Origin of the sequence: Spirillospora sp. NPDC049652, assembly GCF_040675125.1 — a bacterium.
Classification (GTDB): domain Bacteria; phylum Actinomycetota; class Actinomycetes; order Streptosporangiales; family Streptosporangiaceae; genus Spirillospora.
The window spans coordinates 1-2,186 of the sequence record NZ_JBFAOF010001079.1 but is presented as its reverse complement, the minus strand read 5'-3'; the positions used below and the strand labels follow the sequence as shown (position 1 = coordinate 2,186).

3 protein-coding genes are annotated in these 2,186 nt (G+C 69.5%); 1 reads left to right on the top strand and 2 read right to left on the bottom strand.

Features of this window, described 5'->3' with window-relative positions; translation table 11 throughout:
* On the bottom strand, window positions 1-400 hold a 400-nt coding region (locus AB0J52_RS37120; RefSeq protein ID WP_500187607.1), incomplete at its 3' end, for a hypothetical protein.
* Window positions 397-1,665 (bottom strand): helix-turn-helix domain-containing protein, encoded by a 1,269-nt coding sequence (locus AB0J52_RS37115; protein ID WP_500187606.1) that lies wholly within the window; start codon window positions 1,663-1,665, stop codon window positions 397-399. The genes AB0J52_RS37120 and AB0J52_RS37115, both read right to left, overlap by 4 nt.
* Before the next feature lie 204 nt (window positions 1,666-1,869).
* Between AB0J52_RS37115 and AB0J52_RS37110 the strand changes: the two genes are divergently transcribed.
* The coding region (locus tag AB0J52_RS37110) for a hypothetical protein (RefSeq protein WP_500187604.1) at window positions 1,870-2,186 on the top strand (317 nt) is incomplete at its 3' end.

Sequence of the window (2,186 nt, the reverse complement as noted above, 5' to 3'; positions counted from 1 at the left end):
CGGCGACCGCTGCGCGCACGGCCCGCCGGACGGGGTCGAGAGCGCGGCCTGGCCGCGCACCGAGCATCACGGCCTCACTGTGGAGCCACAGCCGCCCCAAGTCGATGCTGATCGGGGCAAGGCAATCCAGCCGCGCCCGGACCGCCGCGGTCATGGCGGCCACCTCCGCGCCAGGGATCTCGTCAGCGAATCCCACGATCTGGGTCGTCATGTGGAGCCATTCCTCGGGCACCAGGTCGAGCCCGTCGACACCCTTCAGGAGGCTTTGGCATTGGGCGACCAGCGCGCGGGCGTCCGGTTGGTCATCAAGGAGGATGTGCCAGACCAGCAGACGACGGCCGGGCCGCACGCCTGGACGCCACCACCAGTGATCGGTCATGCGATCGGGCAGTGGACTCACGATTCCTCCGAAGCGCCTACGGCCTTGTGCTCCAGTGACCCTGCCTGGAAGAGCCGGATGCGTTCGCGTAGCGCTTCGGCGCGGCGGTCGCCCTTATAGCGGCTGTGGGCCAGGCGTTGCCGGACCTCGCCCATCCGGCCCACGATGGTCACCACCCGGAACTGGTCTTCCAGGTCGAACACCGGTTCTAGCTCAAACTCCGCGCCGTTGGGATCTCCCGTCATTACATGGGCGAGCGCTGCGCCAATGCGTACCTGCGCCCACGTCCCGTAGACCCACTCGTCTCCCTCGGCCCAAGCGTCATCCGCCGCCTCGGCGGAAGCGAGCATCGCGAAGGGCTCGCGGGCGCCTAGGCCGACCTGCAGGGCATAGGCGTGCTGCCGGGCCCGGCCGCAGCTCCAGGCGTCGGCGGTCTGGTCGGCAACGTCACCGACCTCGCGTGCCCGCTCGGCGAGCAGCAGCGCATCACGAGCGCCGACGATGTCGCCGCGGGACTGATGCGCGGTCGCTTCGGAGACGGCCAGCAGGACGCGTCCGCGAGCCGACGTCGGGGCCAGCTCATACCCGCGCCGTGCCAGCTCTGCGGCCTCCCGGGAGCGGCCTTCCCAGCGGGCTGTCTTGGTCTGGGCGCAGAGCACGAGAGCCCGAGCGGCGTCGGAGTCGGCTTCGTGGGCGCAGGTCCAGGCGGCGTATCCGTAGGCGTCGGCGTCCCGGTAGCGGCCGACGTCCCCGGCAAGGAGGTTGATCAGTGCGAACAGTTCGGCCGAGGTCGTCAGAAGCTCGCGTCGTTGAGCCAGGCGAAGCTGTTGCTCGCTCAGGATGGTGGTGATTCTTCGCTGAAGGCTATGAGCCTCTGCAAGCACCGTCAGCGGCGGCTGGCGTGCGTAGTCGTGGGTGAGGCGGCGCGTGGCCAGTTCGAGATAGTGCAGCTCGCCGTCTCCGATGTCTGACTGCTCCAGTGACGCAGCCATCTCCAGGACTTCGGCAATGGCGGAATTCACGACTCCAGGTGGCTGTGCCTGCTCGGCTCCGCTGAACAGGTCGGCGGAGCCGAGGCCGAAGGCATCGGCGTAGTGCTCAGTCCAGTCCCGGGGGAAGTGCTCGCCGGCCTCGTAGCCACGGATCTGCCGTGCCAGCGAATCGACATTTCCGCTTGGGATTTTGGCGGCCAGGAAAAGCCGCCTGGCCATCTCGCGCTTGTTCCACCCGCGCTGCTCGCGCTCGGACACGAGACGCGCAGCCCAGGTCGGGCGTTCGTCGGTCATCCGCGTGCACCATTCGCCGGATCGTCCGAAGCGGACACTCGGGGGTCCGCCTGTCTATCCGCAGTATCCGCCTATCGCACTGCGTGTACATGGCGTTTCACTCGTTGGCGTAGGCGCGACGCCCTCACAGCCTGTAACGGCCCCGGCCCGCTGTGCGACCAGCGGGAGAGCCGGGACCTTGATCGGATGCAGGAGGTCCGACCCGTGACAGAACTTAAGGGCCCCGTGGAGCCCGCGGCCTATGGGGTGCTCCGATCGAGCCCCGCGCGGGCGCATCTCGCCGCGCTGGGCGCCTGTCTGCGCGGGCAGCGGCTCCGCGCAGAGAAGGCCGAGACGGGCATCCTCGTGTCCGATCCGGCTCGGCCGGACGTGGGGATGCTCGTCGCGTGCCGGGAGCGCCCCAGCGACGGCGACCGGATGTGGTTCTGGGGCCCGGGTGGCGTGCCGCTCGCCGAGGCCGACCACGTCACACGGGCCCCAAAACCACCACCCGTCGCCCACGCTGGGGCGCTCCCGGCACG

What these genes read in the sequence shown, in the direction of transcription:
- AB0J52_RS37115 (WP_500187606.1), bottom strand. Translation starts at nt 1,665, where the DNA reads ATGACCGACGAACGCCCGACCTGGGCTGCGCGTCTCGTGTCCGAGCGC.